The 21,000-nt window shown below is 33.5% G+C and carries 19 protein-coding genes; 3 read left to right on the plus strand and 16 right to left on the minus strand.

All coding sequences use genetic code 11. The annotated features are described in order from the left end of the window. Positions 1-50: 50 nt before the first annotated feature. The 8 genes from carB to B4A23_RS02205 form a co-directional block, all read right to left on the minus strand. Positions 51-3,281, minus strand: a complete 3,231-nt coding sequence (gene carB, locus B4A23_RS02170) for a carbamoyl-phosphate synthase (glutamine-hydrolyzing) large subunit (RefSeq protein WP_286514266.1) — start codon at positions 3,279-3,281, stop codon at positions 51-53. Between the two features lie 11 nt (positions 3,282-3,292). Next, positions 3,293-4,381 carry a glutamine-hydrolyzing carbamoyl-phosphate synthase small subunit gene (carA, locus tag B4A23_RS02175; protein ID WP_219034922.1) on the minus strand — a complete coding sequence of 363 codons (1,089 nt, stop codon included), beginning with the start codon at positions 4,379-4,381 and terminating at the stop codon, positions 3,293-3,295. Then, positions 4,374-5,510 (minus strand): aspartate aminotransferase family protein, encoded by a 1,137-nt coding sequence (locus B4A23_RS02180; protein WP_291116335.1) that lies wholly within the window; start codon positions 5,508-5,510, stop codon positions 4,374-4,376. The genes carA and B4A23_RS02180 overlap by 8 nt, the downstream gene beginning before the upstream one ends. Before the next feature lie 27 nt (positions 5,511-5,537). Beyond that, positions 5,538-5,900: a four helix bundle protein gene (locus B4A23_RS02185; RefSeq protein WP_291116338.1), complete on the minus strand. Its 363-nt coding sequence runs from the start codon at positions 5,898-5,900 to the stop codon at positions 5,538-5,540. Positions 5,901-5,934: 34 nt separating this feature from the next. Further along, the gene (argC, locus tag B4A23_RS02190; protein WP_291116341.1) at positions 5,935-6,921 is read right to left on the minus strand and encodes an N-acetyl-gamma-glutamyl-phosphate reductase; all 987 of its coding nucleotides are present in this window, start codon (positions 6,919-6,921) and stop codon (positions 5,935-5,937) included. Between the two features lie 94 nt (positions 6,922-7,015). Then, positions 7,016-8,197 (minus strand): argininosuccinate synthase, encoded by a 1,182-nt coding sequence (argG, locus tag B4A23_RS02195; RefSeq protein ID WP_291116344.1) that lies wholly within the window; start codon positions 8,195-8,197, stop codon positions 7,016-7,018. A 7-nt stretch (positions 8,198-8,204) separates the two neighbouring features. Continuing rightward, entirely contained in the window at positions 8,205-8,657 is a 453-nt protein-coding gene (locus B4A23_RS02200) for an arginine repressor (protein ID WP_038336857.1), read from the minus strand. Between the two features lie 70 nt (positions 8,658-8,727). Then, positions 8,728-9,306, minus strand: a complete 579-nt coding sequence (locus B4A23_RS02205; RefSeq protein ID WP_038336858.1) for a GNAT family N-acetyltransferase — start codon at positions 9,304-9,306, stop codon at positions 8,728-8,730. 251 nt (positions 9,307-9,557) lie between these two features. On the opposite strand from B4A23_RS02205, the gene argB reads away from it, so the two are divergent. Both argB and B4A23_RS02215 read left to right on the plus strand, forming a co-directional pair. Beyond that, complete coding sequence (gene argB, locus B4A23_RS02210; protein ID WP_291116347.1) at positions 9,558-10,325, plus strand: acetylglutamate kinase; 768 nt, start codon at positions 9,558-9,560, stop codon at positions 10,323-10,325. Continuing rightward, positions 10,319-11,386, plus strand: coding sequence for a M20 family metallo-hydrolase (locus B4A23_RS02215; protein WP_286502182.1), 1,068 nt, complete (start codon positions 10,319-10,321; stop codon positions 11,384-11,386). The genes argB and B4A23_RS02215 overlap by 7 nt, the downstream gene beginning before the upstream one ends. 175 nt (positions 11,387-11,561) lie before the next feature. Here B4A23_RS02215 and B4A23_RS02220 read toward each other — a convergent pair whose 3' ends face one another. The 4 genes from B4A23_RS02220 to B4A23_RS02235 all read right to left on the minus strand — a co-directional run bounded on the left by B4A23_RS02220 (position 11,562) and on the right by B4A23_RS02235 (position 14,582). Then, on the minus strand, positions 11,562-12,509 hold the full coding sequence (locus tag B4A23_RS02220) for a hypothetical protein (protein WP_291116351.1): 948 nt from the start codon (positions 12,507-12,509) through the stop codon (positions 11,562-11,564). 32 nt (positions 12,510-12,541) lie between these two features. Further along, the gene (locus B4A23_RS02225) at positions 12,542-13,072 is read right to left on the minus strand and encodes an ExbD/TolR family protein (protein ID WP_291116354.1); all 531 of its coding nucleotides are present in this window, start codon (positions 13,070-13,072) and stop codon (positions 12,542-12,544) included. 18 nt (positions 13,073-13,090) lie between these two features. After that, positions 13,091-13,681: a biopolymer transporter ExbD gene (locus B4A23_RS02230; protein ID WP_291116357.1), complete on the minus strand. Its 591-nt coding sequence runs from the start codon at positions 13,679-13,681 to the stop codon at positions 13,091-13,093. An 88-nt stretch (positions 13,682-13,769) separates the two neighbouring features. Next, entirely contained in the window at positions 13,770-14,582 is an 813-nt protein-coding gene (locus tag B4A23_RS02235; protein WP_180905949.1) for a MotA/TolQ/ExbB proton channel family protein, read from the minus strand. A 323-nt stretch (positions 14,583-14,905) separates the two neighbouring features. On the opposite strand from B4A23_RS02235, the gene B4A23_RS02240 reads away from it, so the two are divergent. Next, on the plus strand, positions 14,906-17,047 hold the full coding sequence (locus B4A23_RS02240; protein ID WP_291116360.1) for a type IA DNA topoisomerase: 2,142 nt from the start codon (positions 14,906-14,908) through the stop codon (positions 17,045-17,047). 29 nt (positions 17,048-17,076) lie between these two features. Here B4A23_RS02240 and B4A23_RS02245 read toward each other — a convergent pair whose 3' ends face one another. From B4A23_RS02245 to B4A23_RS02260, 4 genes are all read right to left on the minus strand, one after another. Further along, positions 17,077-17,991: a helix-turn-helix transcriptional regulator gene (locus B4A23_RS02245; RefSeq protein WP_291116363.1), complete on the minus strand. Its 915-nt coding sequence runs from the start codon at positions 17,989-17,991 to the stop codon at positions 17,077-17,079. A gap of 123 nt (positions 17,992-18,114) precedes the next feature. Beyond that, positions 18,115-18,876, minus strand: a complete 762-nt coding sequence (locus B4A23_RS02250) for a hypothetical protein (protein WP_291116366.1) — start codon at positions 18,874-18,876, stop codon at positions 18,115-18,117. 206 nt (positions 18,877-19,082) lie between these two features. Beyond that, on the minus strand, positions 19,083-19,841 hold the full coding sequence (gene tpiA / locus B4A23_RS02255) for a triose-phosphate isomerase (RefSeq protein ID WP_180905945.1): 759 nt from the start codon (positions 19,839-19,841) through the stop codon (positions 19,083-19,085). A gap of 76 nt (positions 19,842-19,917) precedes the next feature. Further along, positions 19,918-21,000: an ABC transporter permease gene (locus B4A23_RS02260; protein WP_291116369.1), complete on the minus strand. Its 1,083-nt coding sequence runs from the start codon at positions 20,998-21,000 to the stop codon at positions 19,918-19,920.

Consider the following 21,000-nt stretch of genomic DNA (forward strand, 5'->3'; position numbering starts at 1 on the left):
AGCCTCGCAAATGCGAGGCTTTCTAATTTCTAATATCTAGATTCTAATTTCTATTTATTACGGTATTCGTTCCAAGTTTTGATTTTTAAATCATCCATCGATAATTTTGTAAATGCATTGATGAAAGCCGAAGCTAAACGTGCATTTGTAACCAACGGAATATTGAAATCTACTGCTGTACGACGAATTTGATAATCGTTGTCTAATTCCGCTTTTGTTAAGTTTTTCGGAATGTTGATCACCATATCAATTTTCTTGTCATGTAAATAAGACATTACATTTGGTTCTTTTTTATCAGAAGGCCAGTAAACAAGCGTAGAATACACATCATTTTCTGTAAAGAATTTGTGCGTTCCTTCTGTTGCATAAATTTTGTAACCTTTTGCGATTAATTGTTTCGCTGGCTCTAATAAAGCAACTTTAGAAGCAATTGGTCCACCAGAAATTAAAACTGTTTTCTCAGGAATTTCATACCCAACAGATAGCATTGATTTTAATAAAGCTTCTTCCGCTGTATCACCGATACATCCAACTTCTCCTGTAGAAGACATGTCTACTGATAAAACTGGATCTGCTCCTGCTAAACGTGTAAATGAGAACTGAGAAGCTTTTACTCCTACATAATCTAAATCGTAAACGATTTCTGAATGTCCTTTTTCTACTTCTAATCCTAATAAAACTTTTGTCGCTTTTTCGATCATGTTATTTCCAGCAACTTTCGATACGAATGGGAACGAACGAGAAGCACGAATATTAGTTTCGATCACACGAACTGTATTATTTTTTGACAAGAACTGAATGTTCATTGGTCCAGAAATTTCGAAACGTTTTGCAATTTTCGCTGCAACTTTACGCATTTGACGAATTGTTTCGATGTACACTTTTTGTGGTGGATAATACATTGTTGCATCTCCAGAGTGAACTCCCGCAAATTCTACGTGTTCAGAAACTGCGTAATCTACAATTTCTCCGTTTTGACAAACTGCATCCAACTCAATTTCTTTTGCACCTTGTACGAATTCTGAAACTACAACTGGATAATCAGGAGAAACTTCTTTCGCTAATTTCAAGAAAGCATCTAACTCGTGAGTATTTGAAACTACGTTCATTGCAGCTCCAGATAAAACATAAGAAGGGCGAATCAATACAGGGAAATTAACTTCTTCCACAAATTTGTGAATCGCTTCTAAAGAAGAAAGCTCTTTCCAACGTGGTTGATCGATTCCTAATTCATCTAATATTTCTGAGAATTTGTGACGATTTTCTGCATCATCAATTCTTAAAGGAGAAGTTCCTAAAATATTGATTGATTGATCGTACAATTTCATCGCTAAGTTATTCGGAATTTGACCTCCTGTCGAAATAATTGTTCCTTCAGGTTGTTCAAAATCTAAAATATCCATTACACGTTCAAAAGATAATTCTTCGAAGTATAAACGATCTGACTCATCATAATCTGTTGAAACCGTTTCTGGATTATAGTTGATGATAATTGTTTTATAACCATTTTTAGACGCTGTGTGCGCTGCATTTACAGAACACCAGTCGAACTCTACAGACGAACCGATACGGTAAACTCCAGATCCTAAAATACAAACTGCTTTTTCTGTTTCTGGTGTCAAATCATTTTCAGTTCCGTGGTAGGTTACATATAAATAATTTGTTTGTGCTGGGAATTCTGCTGCTAACGTATCAATTTGTTTTACAACAGGTTTAATTCCGAAGTTTTTACGTAATTCACGAACCGTTAATTCGTTTCTGTGTACGTTTTGATCTCCTTTTACTAAAACTGCAATTTGTTGATCCGAGAATCCTAATAATTTTGCGCGTTTTACTAAATCAGCTTCAACTTGTTCAAATCTTTCTAATGCTTCAAATTCTTTTGATACATTAAAAATTCTTTCTAAACGTTGTAAAAACCATAAATCGATTTTCGTTAAATCATGAATTTTTTCAATCGAATATCCTGCTTTGAAAGCTTCTGTAATTGCATATAGACGCTCATCATTTGGTTCAGCTAACCATGTATCCAACGATTCTCCTTCAGGAATTTTGAATCCATTTGCTACGAAACCTCTGTGTCCGATATCTAACATACGAACTCCTTTCTGAATTGCTTCTTCGAAAGAACGTCCAACTGCCATTACTTCTCCAACAGATTTCATTGCAGAACCAATGTTACGACGAACTCCGTAGAATTTATTTAAATCCCAACGAGGCAATTTCACTACACAGTAATCTAACGCTGGCTCGAACATCGCAGATGTCGTTTGCGTTACACTATTTTTCAACTCATCTAAAGAATAACCTAAAGCCAATTTGGCAGCCACGAAAGCTAAAGGATAACCTGTAGCTTTTGAGGCCAAAGCTGACGAACGAGATAAACGAGCGTTCACCTCAATTACACGATATTCCTCAGAAACAGTATCGAAAGCGTATTGAATGTTACACTCTCCAACTACGCCAAGGTGACGAATTGTACGGATTGCAACTTCACGTAATTTGTGATATTCTGAATTTGATAAAGTTTGAGAAGGTGCAATAACGATTGACTCTCCCGTATGAACTCCAATTGGATCGAAGTTCTCCATGTTACAAACTGTGATACAGTTATCGTAAGAGTCACGAACTACTTCATACTCGATCTCTTTCCAACCTTTTAATGATTCTTCCACTAAAACTTGAGAAGAATAATTGAACGCTTTTTCAACTAAATCTAATAATTCTTCTTCGTTATTTGCGAAACCAGAACCTAAACCTCCTAAAGCGTATGCTGCACGGATGATTAATGGGAAACCAATTCGTTTACCAGCTTCCATTGCATCGGCAACAGTTTCTACCGCTTCTGAACGAGCTGTTAATACACCAATTTGATTTAATTTTTCGATGAAAATATCACGGTCTTCCGTTGCTTCAATTACTGGAATTTGAGTTCCTAAAACCTCAACACCATATTTCTCGAAAATATTTTCTTTGTTCAACTCAACCGCACAGTTTAAGGCAGTTTGTCCACCAAAGGCAACCAAAACTCCGTCTGGTTTTTCTTTTTGAATTACTTTTTCTACAAAGTAAGGTGTTACAGGTAAGAAATAAACTTCGTCTGCAATACCTTCAGAAGTTTGAACAGTTGCAATATTTGGATTGATTAAAACTGTTTTAATTCCTTCTTCTTTTAACGCTTTTAACGCTTGCGAACCAGAGTAATCAAACTCACCAGCTTGACCAATTTTTAATGCTCCTGATCCTAATACTAATACTTTTTTAATATCTTTTTTTAACATCGTGATTCTGATTATGCGTTTGCGTTTTTATATTTTTTTACTTCTTCGATGAATTCATCAAATAAATATTCTGTATCAACTGGTCCTCCCATTGCTTCTGGGTGGAATTGAACTGTAAAGATTGGTTTTGATTCGTGACGAATTCCTTCACACGTACCATCATTTAAGTTCGTGAAGAATGTTTTGAATCCTTCTGGTAATTTAGAATCATCTACTGCGAAACCGTGGTTTTGAGATGTAATGAAACATCTTTTTGTCCCAACTAATTGTACAGGTTGATTGTGCGAACGGTGTCCGTATTTTAATTTAAAAGTAGATGCACCAGCAGCTAAACTTACCAACTGATTACCTAAGCAAATTCCGAAAATTGGTTTATCTCCTTTCAAAGATTCTTTGATATTATTAATCGTAGGAATACATAAAGCTGGATCACCAGGTCCATTCGAGATAAATAATCCATCATATTCTAATGTTGAATAATCATAATCCCAAGGAACTCGAATTACCTCAACATCACGATTTACAAAACAACGGATGATGTTATTTTTTACTCCACAATCAATCAAAACAATTTTGATATCAGCACCTTCGTTGTAACGAATTACTTCTTTACAAGAAACTTGATCTACTAAATTATCTTCGTTTGGATCGTAATATGCAACATCTGTATCAGCAACAATTTTTCCTAAAGTAGAACCTTGCTCACGTAATTTTTTTGTAATCATACGTGTGTCAACTCCATAAATACCAGGAATATTTTGACTTTCTAACCAAGTTCCTAATTTTTGAATAGCGTTCCAATGCGAATAATCATCAGCATAATAAGAAACAACCAATCCAGTTACTTGAATTTGGTTCGATTCCATCCAAGCTTCAATTTCATTAATCATTGCTTTATCATCAGGAACACCGTAGTTACCGATCATTGGAGCTGTCATCACCATAATCTGCCCTTTATAAGAAGGGTCAGTCAAACTTTCATTATATCCAACCAAAGCTGTGTTGAATACTACTTCTCCTGCGGCAGAAGTATACGCACCGAAAGATTTTCCTTCGATTTCTAATCCGTCTTGGAATACTAATTTTACTGTCTTATCCATTGATGATAATGTTAATTTCAGTTTCTAAAGCTGATATGAATTTATCTATGTATTGTTTTGTTACTGTTAAAGGTGGCAATAAACGAATAACGTTTGTACCTGCGTAGCCTACAAAAATATTGTGTTTTATAACTAAGTTGTTTTTTAATTCGCCGATTGGGAAATCAAACTCGATACCAATCATTGATCCTCGACCACGAACTTCTTTAATTTTCGGGAATTTATTTAATTGGATTCCAACATATTCTCCAATTTCTTTTGCATTTTCGATTAAGTTTTCTTGCTCAATCACATCTAAAACGGCTACTGCTGCAGCACAAGCTAAATGATTTCCTCCGAAAGTTGTTCCTAATAATCCATAAGAAGCTTTAAATTCTGGAGAGATTAAAACTCCACCGATTGGAAATCCATTCCCCATTCCTTTTGCCATTGTTATCAAATCTGCTTTGATCCCTGAATGTTGATGCGCAAAGAATTTCCCAGAGCGTCCATAACCACATTGAATTTCATCTGCGATTAAAACCACTCCGTTTTCTGTACAAACTTTTCTTAATTCTTGTACAAATTCATCAGAAGGTAAAATGATTCCTCCAACTCCTTGAATTGGTTCGTAAATTACCGCGGCAACATCTCCACCAGCAATTACTTCTTTCACTTCATCAATATTATATTCTACGAAAGATACTTTATGATGAGCATTATAAGGTGCAACAATTTTTGGATTATCTGTTAACGCAACTGTTCCAGAAGTACGTCCATGAAACGCATCTTTGAACGCAATTACACGATCTTTTCCTGTATGAAAAGAGGCTAATTTTACTGCATTTTCGTTGGCTTCTGCTCCAGAGTTAATCAAGAATAAAGTATAATCTTCATAACCTGATGCTTTACCTAATTTTTCTGCCAATTCTTGCTGAATTGGGATATTTACTGAGTTTGAATAAAACCCGATATTATTAATTTGTTCTGTTAATTTCTCAACATAATATGGATGAGAGTGACCGATAGAAATCACTGCGTGACCTCCATAAAGGTCCAAATATTCTTTTCCGTTTTCGTCCCAAAGAATACAATCTTTGGCTTTAACCGGAGTTACATTCATTAATGGATATACGTCGAATAGTTTCATTTTTGTTTAAGTTTTACGTTTAACGGTTTACGCTAAACGATTATTAATTGTTTTAATAAAAGCTAATAACATCGCTTTTATTTTTTCAACTTTATCTTCAAATTCTTTAAATATTTCTTCTGTTATCAATTTCAAATCTTTTGATAAAATCAATAAATAAAGCGTTTCATTTGTAGAACCTAAAGAGATATGGAGGAATCGTAAAAAATCTTTGTCCGAATTTCTACCACAACCTTCTGCTATATTATTCGGGATAGATACACAAGCTCTTCTTAATTGAGAAGTTAAATTAAACATCTCAGATTTAGGAAATTCAGAAGTTATTTCATAAACTTTCAGAGTAAGTTGATGAGATTCATTCCAAACTTTTATGTTCCTAAAATCTTGCATATCGTTTACCGTTAAGCTTTTGGCCTTAAACGTCCTAAAACGCAATTGTTTTAAGATTAAGTCCTAAGTTTTCTTCCCAACCGAACATCAAATTCATGTTTTCTACCGCTTGTCCAGAAGCTCCTTTTGTTAAATTATCAATGATAGAAGTAATTAACAATACATCATCTTGTTTCTGTACGTGTAAAAAACATTTGTTTGTATTTACAACTTGCTTAAGTGCAATTGGAGCATCAGAAACATGTGTAAAAGGTTCGTTTTTGTAATATTCGTTGAAGATATTTTTTGCTTCTTCTTCTGATAAATCAGATTTTAAATAAACACCTGCTAAAATTCCGCGCGCAAAATCTCCTCGCATTGGTAAGAAATATACTTTGTTATTGAAATCTTTTTCTAATTGATTCAATGTTTGATAAATTTCTCCTTCATGTTGGTGTGTAAATTCTTTGTAAAAAGAAACATTATTATTTCGCCAACTAAAGTGCGTAGAAGCAGATAAACTTTGTCCGGCACCTGTAGAACCCGTTACAGCATTGATGTGAATATCATTTTTGATTTCATTCTTAGCTGCCAATGGTAACAATGCTAACTGAATAGCCGTTGCAAAACAACCTGGATTTGCAATATTTTGAGCTGTTTTGATTGCTTCTCGGTCTAATTCTGGTAAACCGTAAACAAACGTTCTATCTTCGAAAATGTGGTTCTCATTTAATCGAAAATCGTTGCTCAAATCAATAATTTTTGTGTTGGCTGAGTATTTATTGTTCTGTAAAAACTCTGCCGATTTTCCGTGACCAAGGCATAAAAAAACGACATCAGCATTTTCGTCTATTTTATCCGAAAATACGATGTCAGTTTCTCCAAACAAATCGTCGTGCACTTTGGTAACGGGGTTGCCTGCATTTGATGTACTGTACACAGACGAAATATTAACCATCGGGTGATGTATCAATATTCTTAGCAGTTCGCCTGCTGTGTAGCCAGCACCTCCTACAATGCTTACGTTAATTTTGTTTGTCATTTGTTATGTTTTGCGCGTGTTTTTTTAAGGTATAATACCTCTACTATATTTCTAAAATAAAGTGGACTCGTTGGAATCCACTTTAAAGAATCAATTAATCGAAACTATGAACAATCTTTAATTGATTACCGAATATTTTGATGAAACCTCTTGCATCTCTACTATCCCAAGCTTCGTTTTCTTCTCCATAAGTAGCGACTTTAGATTGCATCATATCATAAGGCGATTCGATTCCAATCATTGAGAAATGATAAGGATTTAATTGTACTTTCACTTTTCCTGTTACATGATTTTGAGAAGATTCTAAGAATGCTTCGATATCACGCATTACTGGATCCAAGTATTGTGCTTCGTGCAATAAAGTTCCGTACCAGTTTGATAACGAATCTTTGTGCAACAATTGCCATCTTGTAAGTGTATGTTTTTCTAATAAGTGGTGTGCTTTGATTAATAAATAAGCTGCTGGAGCTTCGAAACCTACACGTCCTTTGATACCTAAAATTGTATCTCCTACGTGGATGTCGCGACCAATTGCATATTCACCACCGATTTCGTTTAATTTTTGAATTAATGCTACTGGAGATAATTTTTCTCCATCTAAACCTACTGGAATACCTTTCTCAAATTCAATTTCTATAACAGATGGTTCTGTTCTTGATAATTGTGTTGGATAAGCATCTTCTGGTAACGCTTGGTTAGATGTTAATGTTTCTACTCCACCAACAGATGTTCCCCAAATTCCTCTGTTAATAGAGTATTTAGCTTTTTCCCAACTATAGTTTACACCATTTGCTTGTAAATATTCTACCTCTTGTTGACGAGATAATTTTTCGTCGCGAATTGGTGTGATGATTTTAGATTGTGGTGAGATAACTGCAAAAGCAACATCAAAACGAATTTGATCGTTTCCTGCTCCTGTAGATCCATGTACAATGTATTCTGCATCTACATCTTTTGCATACTGAGCAATTGCAATTGACTGAAACATACGTTCTGCACTTACTGATAATGGATAAGTGTTATTTTTCAAGATGTTTCCGTAGATTAAGTAGCGAACACAATCGTTGTAATATTTGTTTGTAATATCAATTGTAACGTGTTTAGAAGATCCTAATTCGTAGGCACGTGCTTCGATATCTTTTAACTCTTCTGCCGAAAATCCACCAGTATTTACAATTACTGTATGCACTTCCATTCCTTGATCTTTTGTTAAGTTAACCAAACAGTACGATGTATCTAAACCTCCACTGTAAGCTAAAACTGCTTTGTTGCTCATTGTTTGTTTATTTGTTTATATTGGGAATAATTCTTCTTAATTCATTGGTAACCTCTTCTCGGCTACTCTCTTCTTTCATTACGATTAATACTGTATCGTCTCCAGCTATTGTTCCAATTATAGTATTGAAATGTGTGTTGTCAATCTCAAAAGCAATTCTGTTTGCATAACCTGGTTTTGTTTTGATAACTCCCAAATTTTTAGAGAAAATCAAACTTGCATTTTCGTTATGTGTAACGGTTGCCGTTGGAACAGCACTTTCTGTAAGGCGATAAATGTATTGTCCCGAACTATTAGGAACTTTTGAAACTTTCAATTCGCGCAAATCTCTCGATAAAGTTGCTTGAGTAACGGAGATATCTAAATCGATTAATTTTTTTAATAATTCGTCTTGATTACTTATTTCTTGATCTGTTATTAAATCTTTTATAATCTGGAATCTGTATTTTTTATTACTCATTTTGAATATTTATTCGAAATTTTATGCAAATATACTCATTTTAAACAAAAAAAAACCTTAGTTCGTATATTTATTCATCTTCTTTTTTTGATTGATTTGCCAATGCGCGCTTAGCGTACTCGTCATCAAGGTTATCATAAACCAATCCTGTACAAATACAACGCTCGCGATCATTTTCCATCAAGATGTGATAGTTTTTACAACTTTTACATCCATTCCAAAATTCATCCGATTGTGTTAATTCCGAAAATGTTACTGGCTTGTATCCTAATTTTGTGTTCATACGCATTACAGCTAAAGAAGTTGTAATACTAAAGATTTTTGATTTCGGGAATTTTGTACGTGACAATTCAAAAACAGCATGTTTTATTTCGCGTCCAATTCCTGAACTCCTTAAATCTGTACGAACAATTAAACCTGAGTTTACGACGAATTTTTCTTCTTCGTACGTTTCTATGTAGCTAAACCCTGCTATTTGATCATCATCATCAAAAGCAATCACAGCATTTCCATTACGCATTTTGCGTTCAAGATAAACTGGATTTCGTTTAGCAATACCCGTTTTTCTCATACGAGCTGATTCTTCGTACCATTCGCACAACAATTCTGTGTACTTGGCATCATCTGCATTTGCTATTCTAACATACATAATTTAAGGGAAAGTCGATTAATAAAGAGGAATTGAGAAAAGATGACCTTTTGTCATCACACTTAAGTAAAATATGAGAACCAAAAGGTGCGCTTTCATTGCGAAAGCTACTCTCATAATTGAGAAGAACAATTTCAGTAATTTCTTCCATTAATCAACAAGATATTCAGTTATTATACTGAGATGCAAAGTTAAATATTATATTTTTGTATCACCAAAAAAAAGCAAACAAAATTTACATATTTATTAAAATGTTGAAAATTATTAAAATAGGAGGCGGAATTATCGATAACGAGCAAGACTTAGAGCAATTCCTACAAACGTTTTCCGAAATTAAAGAACCTAAAATTTTAGTTCATGGTGGAGGAAAAGGTGCTTCGAAGATGTTAAATCAATTAGGAATCGAGCCTAAAATGATCGAAGGTCGTCGCATTACAGACAAACCAACATTGGATGTTGTGACAGGATTATATGCCGGAAATTTGAACAAATCTATCGTTTCTAAATTGCAAGAATTTGGATGCAATGCGTTAGGTTTATCGGGTGCAGATGGTAATGCTATAAAAGGTTCTAAGCGTCCTGTAAAAACTATTGATTATGGTTTTGTAGGAGATTTGAGTGATGAAAGCGTCAACAAAAAATTATTTCAATTATTAATTGACAACAATATTACACCTGTTGTTTGCGCGATTACACATGACGGAAATGGACAATTGTTAAATACCAATGCAGATACTATTGCATCTACAATTGCGGTTGCAATGTCACAAGAAAATGAAGTAGAGTTAAATTTTTGTTTTGATAAAATTGGTGTACTTCGTGATGTAAATGATGACACAACATTGATCCCAAAAATTAACGAAACTTTATATTTGCAGTTAAAAGAAGAAGGTGTAATTTTCGAAGGAATGATTCCGAAATTAGACAATTCATTCAAAGTAATCAATGCGGGTGTAAAAAATGTATGTTTGGTGCACGCGCGCAACATTAACTCAGAGATTAAAACAATTTTATGTTAGAATTAGCTGTTCTCAAAAAGAAAGCTGTCGATTTGTTGTGTCAATTAATCGAAACTCAATCTTTTTCGAGTGAAGAAGATAAAACGGCCGATATTATTTTCAAGTTTTTAACTGATCATGGTGCTACAGCTCATCGTCAGAATAACAATGTTTGGAGTATTCATCCAAATTTTGATGAGAACAAAAAAACAATTTTATTAAACTCTCATCACGACACGGTAAAATTTGGTTCTTCTTGGACGTATGATCCATTGAAAGCAACAATAGAAGGTGATAAATTAGTAGGTTTGGGAAGTAACGATGCAGGAGCTTCTGCGGTAAGTTTATTGGCAACTTATATCAATTTCTTGAATGATGATTTACCATTTAATCTGATTGTCGCAATTACGGCTGAAGAAGAAAGTTCAGGCCAATTGAATGTTGCAAGTATTTTACCTAATCTACCAAAAATAGATTTGGGAATTGTAGGAGAACCTACGCAAATGGACATGGCAATTGCAGAACGCGGTTTGGTTGTGATGGACGTTATTGTAAAAGGAAAAACTGGACATGCTGCAAGAAATGAAGGTGTAAATGCTATTTACGAAGCAATTGATGTGATGAATTGGTTCAAAACGTATCAATTCGAGAGAGTTTCTGATATGTTAGGGCCTGTAAAAATGACGGTTACGCAAATTGAAGCAGGAAAACAACACAATGTTGTACCAGATGAATGTCGTTTGGTTGTAGATTGTCGTGTAAACGAATTATATTCAAATCAAGAAGTTGTTGATATTATTTCGAGTTGTTTACCAAAAGCAGAAGTTAAAGCACGTTCGTTACGTTTAAATTCTTCACGTATTTCAGAAAATCATCCAATTGTACAAAAAGGAATCGAATTAGGTTGCACAACGTATGGTTCACCAACAATGTCAGATCAAGCAATGATGAATTTCGAAACGGTAAAAATGGGACCTGGAGATTCAGCTCGTTCTCATACACCAGACGAATATATTTATTTATCCGAAATAGAACACGGGATTGAACGATATACAAGTTTATTGAAAGGTTTTACTTTTTAAACTCTTATAATCAAAAAAGCATCTTCATTCAATTGAAGATGCTTTTTAATTTTATCAAATCTGATAAATAAAACCAACGCGGATTTTATTAAAAACATAAAATGTGTTCTAAAAATTATACACAAAAAAAGAGGCTAATTAATTTTAGCCTCTTTTTTATATATGAAATTAAGTCTTACTCAATTTGCATTTTAACTGGAATGTTGAAATTCAACTTCGCAGCACGACCATCTTCTGTTTGAGCAGGTTTGATCGTTTTCCCTCTTTTTTGTTGACGTTGTGTAATACGCTCTAAAGCTTTTTTAGCTTCAGGACCTAACTTAGCATCACCCATTGGAGAAATTCCAACGATTCTACCATCAGTGTCAATTTGGAAAGAAAGTTTAGCAGCTACTACACCAGATAAACCTTGACCAGCAGCGTCATTCGCAAAATCTTGCAACTCGTCTTGTAAATCTTGTGATAACTTTTTAGATAAACAGTCTGTTGCAGCTTGTTTACCTTTTGCAGCATCTTTCTCACATCCAGGATATACTGCCATTACAGCCGCTGTACGAGCAGTTACTGTAGAAGGAGCAGCAGGTTTTTCACCTTTATCCTCTGTTTTAGGAGTTTGAACTGTATTTTTAGGAGCTTCTGGGTTTAAATTAACCGGTCCTCCACCATCTTGTCCTTTAGATTCTTTTCCTTCTCTATTCTCTAAACCTAAATCTTTGTTCACTGTTTCCTTAACATCAGGAATAGTTTCTTCTTTTTTAGGTTGAGCTTTAGGTTCTGGAATAACCATTTTTACCTGAGCTGTCTCTTCTTGATAATGATTCTCTTGTTGTTCTGGCTCTGGTTCTGGCTCTACCACTTCTTCCTCTTTTGGAGGTTCAGGGATATTTAAATCTTCAAGTTGTACGTCTACGACTACATCTTCTGTCTTCTTACTACTAAACATTCCTGTTGCTGAAGCAATAAGTGCAAAAGCTAAAATCGCTATTACTATAAATCCACGAATGAAAGCTTTCAATAATGTACTCTTCTCAGACATTCTCATGTCATAAGCTCCATACGCTTTATTTCTACCTTCAAATACTATCTCGTCTAAGGATTTTAGTTTGTTGTTATTTTCTGACATTTTAATTCTTTTAAATTTAACAAATAAACTAATTATTTACCTACTTTCTCCTCGTACACTTTTTGTTCAAAAGGTGCAACTGGTACGATACCGTATTTTGTAGATTTTGTAATTTCCATTTCATCTAAGATAGTTACTAAATTATCATACGTGGCATCATCCATCGGTTTGATAATTACCGTAAACATCTTAATATCCTTAGCTCCTTTTTGTGCATTCGTAATAACATCACGAACTTTAGAGTAGTCAGTTTCGTTTAAATTACTTGCATTTAAGCTTTTCTCTTCTTGTTGGTGCCAAAACAACTTATTATCCTTAGAAATCAAAATTGTTAAAGAGTTTCTCAAATCAATCTCAACATCAGGCTTCGGTTGATTTTCGCTAATCTTTGGAGGCATATTCAAGTTCATTACGTTTGGTTTGATCGAAGTCGCTGCAAACATAAAGAAAGTAATTAATAAGAAACCTAAATCAACCAAAGGAGCCATATCGACTTTCGTCGAATTCTTTTTGGAACGGACTTTCTTTCCGCCACCGTCATCGTGACTTTCTATTTGTGCCATTTTCTAATTTCTTAATAATTATTCTTGAGATGTAATTAACTGGAACTTATTCATGTTCTTTTCTTGCAATTGTTGAATCAAAGTTTTGAATTTTTTGTATTCAGATTTTTGATCCCCTTTAATTGCCAAGAAAACATCTGGGTTCACTTCTTTTGCTTCAAATACCCAATCAATTAATTCTTGATTTTTGTTAGGTATCGTATCTAATGGAATACCTGGATGATATGATTGTTGTTTATCAGCAGACTGATTCAAATAATTTCTCATTTCATTCATTGGTACACCAAACTCTACTATGCTTTTGAATGCATTCTTTTCAGCATCTGTAAACTTTACTCCGTACTTATCACCCATTCTTTCTAATGTAGGAATACGATCTTTTTCTTCTAATCCGAATAAGAACTTACCTTCTCCATCAATTTTAATGATCATCATGTTTTCAGCAGCCATTTTTTGGTTCGAAACAGATGTTGGTGTTACGACAGGAACAACTTCAGGTTCTCTAAAGTTAGATGTCAAAATAAAGAAAGTTAACAAAAGCCAAGCCATGTCAGACATAGCTGTTAAGTCCATCGAAGGACCTCTTCTTTTTGGTTTTACTCTTGCCATTTTCTCTGTATTATTAATTAATATTCTAAATTGTTTGTTGTTTGATTTTGTCCTTATACTATCCTTCTAAGGCTTCGTCAATTGAATATTAATTGTGAGCAGAGAAAGATTGTTGGATACTCATTCCTACTTCGTCAATTTTGAATGTTAAATCATCAATTTTAGAAGTTAAGAAAGCATACATAATAATAGCGAATGCAGAAGCACCAATACCCATACCTGTATTAATTAAGGCTTCGGCAATACCTACTGATAATTGAGCTGCATCTGGAGATCCTCCACCTTCACCTAATGCGAAGAATGCTTTAATCATCCCGATTACTGTACCCATTAAGGCAATTAACGTACCTACAGAAGCAATTGTAGAAATGATTGTCATGTTTTTCTCTAACGTTGGCATTTCTAATGTAGTCGCTTCTTCTAACGTTTTACCTAATTGAGCTAATTTTTGCTCTTTGTTTAACGTTGTGTCGTTTTCTAAAGCTTTGTAAGTTGTTAAACCTTCTTTAACTACATTACCTACAGCTCCTTTTTGTTTGTCACATAATTCAATTGCTTTGTTAACTTCATTTTTGTTTAATAAAGCACGAATGTCATTTACAAACTTCTCAGCAGATCCTGTTCCTTTTGCTTTGTTTAAAGCGATAACACGGTCAATTGAGAAAACGATTACCATAAAGAAGAAAGACATTAAGAATGGAATTATCACCCCTCCTTTATGAATAATTCCTAAAAAGTTTAAAGGATTACCTTTTTCTACATCACCTCCTTCGAAATTACCTTCTGCTCCAAATACAAATCTGAAGATCCCCATTGCGATTGCAATTAAAATGATCATAGTAATCACAGGGTTAAGACCTCCCTTTTTAGTTTTAGCTGGTACTGTTACATTCTTTTCCATTTACTAATTCTTTTAAATATTATGATTTTTATTAATGTGGGTGTAAATTAAGTGAAAATTTTTTAATTCTTCTAAATTTTTTGCGTTGTTATCACGTTAAATTTCAATTTCACTCAAAATCAACACTATTTTTTACCGAATTGATAACTTAATTTTCAACAATACAGTAAAAATTTCTAAAACAACCTATTAATTTTAAAGAATATTAATCTTTTCATTAACTAACCTAATCGCAAATTTATTCAATAATTATACATATTTATATTTTTTTTTAAGAATTAAATTATTATTTTGACTTTTGCACTTCAATAATTATAAATGCTATGAAAGTTTGTATTGCCGAAAAACCTAGTGTTGCTAAAGATATCGCCAAAGTAATTGGTGCGAATCAAAAGCACGATGGATACTATGAAGGAAATGGATTTCAGGTCACTTGGACTTTCGGACACTTGTGTACATTAAAAGAACCGCAAGATTATACACCCGAGTGGAAAAGCTGGGATCTTAATTATCTGCCAATGATTCCGCAAAGTTTCGGAATTAAATTAATTGCAGATAAAGGTGTCTCGAAACAATTTCATATCATCGAAAAATTAGTCACGAACGATCAAGTCGACGAGATTATAAACTGTGGCGATGCTGGACAAGAGGGAGAATTGATACAACGTTGGGTGTTATTAAAAGCGCGTGCAAAAGCACCAATGAAGCGTTTGTGGATTTCTTCGTTGACAGAAGAAGCGATTAAAGAAGGTTTTGATAACCTGAAAGATGGAGAAAAATATTTCAATCTTTTTTCTGCTGGACAAGCGCGTGCAATTGGCGATTGGTTATTAGGAATGAACGCTACGCGATTGTTTACCAAAAAATTTGCGCCGCCAAAAACGGTTCTTTCTATTGGTCGTGTGCAAACACCTACTTTGGCAATGATTGTTCAACGTCAAAAAGAAATAAATGCCTTTGTGGTTGATGAATATTGGGAATTAAAAACAATTTTCAAAGAAGTAGAATTTAATGCAACAATACCTCGTTTAAAATCTGAAGAAAAAGCCAAGCAAGGTTTAGATTTTATCAAAGATCGAGAGTTTGAAATTATTGATTTCGAAGTAAAAGAAGGTCGCGAAAAAAATCCTCGCCTATTCGATTTGACTGCTTTACAAGTAGAAGCAAATAAAAAATATGCGTTTTCGGCAGAGAATACCTTAAAATATATACAAAGTCTTTACGAGAAAAAATTTGTGACTTATCCTCGTGTTGATACCACTTATCTTTCGGAAGATATTCACCCTAAAGTTCCAGGAATTTTAAATAAATTAACCGCTTATCAAAATTTGATTGCTCCTTTGATGACGCAACCAATTCCGATGTCGAAAGCAGTTTTTGATAATACAAAAGTAACCGATCACCACGCTATTATTCCGACCGAAATCTTTCCACAAGGTTTATCGAACGAAGAAAAACGTATTTATGATTTGGTTGCACGACGTTTTATTGCTGTTTTTTATCCAGAATGTAAAGTAGCGAACACAACTGTCGAAGGAAAAGTTGAAAATAATGGAAAAGATGGACAACTTTCTGCAATAAATTTTAAAGCAACAGGAAAACAAATTCTCGAAATGGGTTGGCGTGAAGTCTATGCAAAAGATAAAAAGGAAGACGAAAAAGATGAGGAAAAAATAATGCCGATTTTTGAGATTGGAGAAAAAGGTCCTCACGAACCATTTATTCACAAAGGAAAAACAACTCCGCCAAAACATTATACTGAAGCAACTTTATTGCGCGGAATGGAAACTGCTGGACGACAAGTGGATGATGAAGAAATGCGCGAATTGATGAAAGAAAATGGAATTGGTAGACCTTCTACGCGTGCAAATATTATCGAAACCTTGTTTCGTAGAAAATACATCGAAAAGAAAAAACGTAATATAATTGCAACACAAACGGGTATTGATTTAATTGATACCATTCAAGATGAATTATTAAAATCTCCTGAATTGACAGGTGTTTGGGAACGAAAACTTCGTTTGATTGAAAAAGGTGAATACGAATTAGAACAATTCAAACAAGAATTGATTGAAATGGTTTCGAAATTGACATTTGATGTGAAAAATAGTTACTTCAGACCAATTGCTTCTCATCAGAATTCAGCTCAAATAGAGGAAAAACCAAAGAAAGAGCGCAAACCAAAAGAAGAAATTAATCTGGAAAATGCAACTTGTCCAAAATGTAAAACACATAAATTAGTCAAAGGAAAAGCAGCTTATGGATGTGCAAACTTTAAAGAATGTGGATTCAAAATTCCATTTGAGTTTATGGGTAAAAAACTAACTGATAAACAGATTTTGGATTTGGTTACCAAACAAAAAACTGGAAAAATGGCTGGCTTAATCAATCCTGAAAATGGAGAAAAAGTTACTGGTAAAGCTATTTTGGGAATGAATTTCGATTTAGAATTTGAAGAAATGTAAAAAAAGCGAGTTTCGAAATTCGAAACTCGCTAATTATATTTTTCTAATGTCTCTTTTAAAATTGTTTTGATTTTCTCTTTCAGTTTTTTTGGTTCGATAATCGTAACCGTACGGCTCATAGAAAGAATTTCACTGATAAAATCTTCGGTCAAAAATAATTCTAAACCAATTAAAACTTCATCATTATTAGTTTCTAAAATTTGCTGAGATTCGTGCAAAGGCAAAGATTCTAAATAGGCCGCTTGTTTTTTGGTCACAGAAAGCACTATTTTTTCTGGTTTTTCTGAGCTTGGAACAATAATCCCGTACGAATACTTGTATTTATCATCGTAATTAAACTCAATATTATCATCAATTTTTTCTTTCAGAATTGAAACCTTATTCATTCGTTCCAAACCAAAATTTTTGACAATTCCTTTATCATCTGCAATCAAATACCAACGGTTATTATGCTCTCTAATTGCAATTGGCGAAACTTTACGAATCGTTTCTTTTTCCTCTCCAAATTTTTGATAATGAAATTCAATTTTCTTTTTTCCTTGAATTGCTTGTACAATATCTGGTAAAAATTCGGCGCGTTTTGGTTTTCTTTTTTCCAAATACACAATCGAATCGAGCGAATTTGTCAATTTCAAAGCAGAAAAACTATTGATTTCTTCTAAGGTTTTCAGAAATAAATCAGAACTATAATCATCTTGAATAATATAATATCCACGCTGACTGCGACTATACATTATATCAATTCCCAATATATTTCTGATTTCTCGAATATCGCGTTGCAATGTACGTTTAGAGAAATTAAACTCTAATGTATCATCATTAAGTTGAAGCATTTCAAATTCTCGTTCCAAAAAACGCTCTAAATCTTCATAAGAACAATATTTTTGTTGTGATAATTTACGAACAATATTGAAATAACGCGCGATATAACCTTGTTTTGACATTGAATTGGAAGTGTTTGAACAAACTTAAGTTATCTGTAATTAAAAACAAAAAAAAGTAACATTTCATTACAAAATGTTACTTTTTCTTCATTAATAAAAATGAAATATTCGAAAAAACGGATTCTATTTTTTAGATTTTTTTACTTTTGTTTTTGCATCTTTCGTAACTGCTTTTACATCTTGTGCTGCCGCTTCTACTGTTGTTGTAGCTGTGTCTACCGTAGCTGCTGCTGAATCTACTACTACTTCTGATGTTGTTTCAACTGGAGTTGTGCCATCTTCAACTTTCGCTGTTTCGATGAAATTAGAAAGTTTATCAACAATTTCTGCGTTAGAAGTTGGTTCATTCTTCACTTTTACGCTTAAGAAAATTGATGGCGCTGCATTATCTTGAATATAATTTGAATCATTTTGATATACACCATCATTTTTAACTGAAGTTGAATTTAAGTTATCAGCTAATTCACGTGCTACTTTGAATGTATCTTCAAAAGCTACGTTTTGTTTAGAAACAACTGCGGCAACTTTGTTTGTGTTATCATCAGTTTTATCAAAGCTTAACGTCATGATTAACTCAGGTTTTAAACTATCAATAATTGATCTTTTCTCTTCTTCTTTTAACCCCTTAGTTAAATCTTTCCATAAAAGAACCTGTACATTTTCTTTATTCAAAGATTCTAACTTTGTTTTAAATTCTGTTGCAATATTAGCTCCTGAATCTGCTGCGATATTATCTACAATATCTAAAATAACAACTTTTGGAGCATCTTCTACAACCTTATTTGTAATTTCTGTTGTAGGAACTTTTATTTCATTTTTTGTAGTAAAAGAGAAAGAAACTAACCCTATTGCTACGACTCCTAATACTTGCGTCAATTTTTTCATAATAAATGTGTTTTGTTTAAAAAATGATACTTTTTAAATAGTTAGTACATTTAGAACTTTGCAGACACTGTTCCGAAAACTCTTAATTAATCTTAAGAAATGTTATAATTTTCTTAAATCAGACAATAAACCTATTCTAAGACTGATTAATAGAGAGTTTGAAAAAAGAAATAAAAAAACTCAACCTTTCGATTGAGTCATTAACTTTATTTACATGCAGCGATAATCTGCACAAAATCATCATATTTTAGTGAAGCACCACCAACAAGACCGCCGTCTATATCTGGTTGAGCAAAAATTTCGTTCGCATTCTGTGCATTTACACTTCCTCCGTACAAAATACTTGTATCATTCGCGACTTCTACGCCAAATTCATCATTCAAAACTTTACGAATAAATGCATGAATTTCTTGCGCTTGCTCTGGTGTAGCTGTTTTTCCAGTTCCAATTGCCCAAACTGGTTCGTAAGCAATAATCAAACGAGAAAGATCTTCTGGTTTTTGAGCAACTAAAGCATCCATTAATTGGGTTTTTACAACCTCAAAATGTTTCTCAGCTTCACGTTCTTCTAATTTTTCTCCTACACAAAGAATTGGATTAATTTGATGTTTAAAAGCTTGTTTTAATTTCTCAGCAATTACAATATCTGTTTCTCCTTGATATTCTCTACGTTCAGAATGACCAATAATAGCGAAATCTAATCCGATACTATCCAATTGTTCTGCTGAAATATCTCCTGTATACGCTCCTTTTTCGTGAGCAGAAATATCTTGCGAAGAAATCTTAACATATTGCTCATCTACAGCCTCTAACAATGTTTGTAAATAAATAGAAGAAGGCGCAATTATAACTTGTGCAATTGGATGATTATCTGCCACCCAAGCATTAAGATTTGTTGCTAAATGAATTGCTTCTTCATAATTTAAGTTCATTTTCCAGTTTCCTGCTACTATTCTATCACGCATAAAAAAGTGTATTTTATTTGATTTTGGTTTTAATATTTACTGCAAGATAATTATTTCTTGCGAAATTATACCTGATTTATTTTATGCGAACGCGCGGATCTAGAATTCCGTAAAGTATATCAACCAGAATATTAATTACAATAAACATCACCGCAATAACTAAAACAGCTCCCATCACAATTGGTAAATCTAATGTATTTAGTGCATTTACGATTTCTTTTCCTAAACCATTCCAGCCAAAAACAAATTCCACAAAAACAGAACCTGCCAACATCGAAGCGAACCAACCCGAAATTGCTGTAACAACTGGATTAAGTGCATTTCGTAATGCATGTTTTGTAATCACCGTTTTTCTTGAAAGTCCTTTTGCAAAAGCTGTACGAATATAATCTTGGTTCAAAACTTCTAACAACGAATTACGCGTTAATTGTGTAAAAACCGCTAACGGACGAGATCCTAATGTAATCGCTGGAAGAATAAGATTTTTCAACATCAAATGTTTTCCTTCTCCCAAATCATCCACTTCGTAGAGACTTCCAATCATATTCAGTCCTGTAATATTATGCGTCAAAAATGCAAAAATATACGCAATGATAATCGCCGAAAAGAAAGACGGAATACTCATCCCAAAACTCGTAACAACTAACAAAACACGATCAATCCACGTATCTTTCATCAGAGCAGAAACAATTCCTAACGCAACCCCAATTATCGTTGCAATAATAATAGCCGCAATTGCTAAAACCATTGTATTTGGCAAAGTTTCTTCAATAATTGTACTGACGCTTTTTCCTTGTTTTTGAAAAGATTCACGTAAATAAGGCGTTTTCAAAACCATTTCATTTGTTCCGAAATCCATCAATTTTGTGTAATTGTATTTATCAGAACTTAATGAAGTATATGTTGTATTGTTTTCGTCAATATTATGAAATGAAATCGGTGACAAATCATTAATATAAAAAGCATATTGTTTCCACAAAGGTTGATCTAAACCTAAGTTTTTTCTAATTTGAGCTAATTGTTCAGGATCTTCTTTCTGATCGAGCATCATACGAGCAGGATCACCAGGAAGTACCGAAAACAATAGAAAAACTACAGTCACTACACCAAAAAGCGTTAGAAATCCGTAGAAAATTTTATTTAAAATATAATTAATCAC

The sequence above is a fragment of the Empedobacter sp. UBA7248 genome, assembly GCF_002472945.1.
Classification (GTDB): domain Bacteria; phylum Bacteroidota; class Bacteroidia; order Flavobacteriales; family Weeksellaceae; genus Empedobacter; species Empedobacter falsenii_C.